Origin of the sequence: Psychromonas algicola (assembly GCF_004378355.1) — a bacterium.
Lineage (GTDB): Bacteria > Pseudomonadota > Gammaproteobacteria > Enterobacterales > Psychromonadaceae > Psychromonas.
The window spans coordinates 1-607 of record NZ_SNUB01000087.1 but is presented as its reverse complement, the minus strand read 5'-3'; the positions used below and the strand labels follow the sequence as shown (position 1 = coordinate 607).

Sequence of the window (607 nt, the reverse complement as noted above, 5' to 3'; positions counted from 1 at the left end):
TGACTCAAAGATGGAGCATATAAAAAAGACAGATTTTAAAGTACTTGCCCGTAAGCAAACTTCATTACAAATGAAAATGCGTTTACTGGCTTTAGCCCATTTTCAAGATGGACATTCACGTACCCAAATTGCTCAGTTCCTTAAAGTGAGTCGAACTAGTGTTAATAAATGGGTGAGTATCTATCTAAGCGAAGGCCTCGAAGGGTTAAAAGAAAAGCCTCGTACTGGTCGTCCAGCCTTTCTATCCGCTAAGCAACAAATACAGCTTACTGAATTTATTAAAGAAAAAGCAGAAACCGATGATGGCGGAAGACTGATTGGTGCTGATATACACGCATACATTGAGCGTGAATTTAATAAAACATACCACCCCGACTCTATTTATTATTTGCTGAATAAATTAGGGTTTTCTTGGATAACCTCTCGCTCTAGACACCCTAAGCAGGATAAAGAAGCCCAACAGCATTTTAAAAAAATTCCAAATAAAAACGATCCTTAAGATCCCAGGACATATTGCGTTAGAGTCTGTTGATATATGGCTTCAAGATGAAGCGAGATTTGGCCAACAAAACACAACAACACGATTATGGGCAGAAACAGGCAGTCG

1 protein-coding gene is annotated in these 607 nt (G+C 38.9%); it reads left to right on the top strand.

Going from position 1 to position 607, the window contains the following annotated elements:
• The coding region (locus E2R67_RS16465; protein WP_134292022.1) for an IS630 family transposase at positions 1 to 499 on the top strand (499 nt) is incomplete at its 5' end.
• Positions 500 to 607 lie beyond the last annotated feature (108 nt).